The 224-nt window shown below is 46.4% G+C and carries 1 pseudogene; it reads right to left on the bottom strand.

The annotated features are described in order from the left end of the window. Positions 1-224: pseudogene (locus QCD85_RS23780) on the bottom strand (thioredoxin-disulfide reductase); the annotation flags it as partial.

Genomic DNA, 224 nt, shown 5'->3' with positions numbered 1-224 from the left:
CCAGCCCCAACAACGCCAACCACGATTTCTTTAACGCGGTAAAAGCAACCCTCGCAGGGTGCGCCAGGACTTAAGCCGCGTCCGATATTAAATTTTTCGTTATGGATACCTAGATAATTAGCTGTAGCCCCTGTAGAAATACTCAATGTATCGGTAACCAAATCGCCCATACCTTCTACTTTCAATTTGAACGGCCGATCTCCAAGATCTACACTGTTCACCCA

This window comes from Paenibacillus sp. PsM32 (genome assembly GCF_030433815.1).
Lineage (GTDB): Bacteria > Bacillota > Bacilli > Paenibacillales > Paenibacillaceae > Saccharibacillus > Saccharibacillus kyungheensis.
The sequence above is the reverse complement of the archived record's forward strand: the minus strand, read 5'-3'. Positions and strand labels throughout refer to the sequence as shown.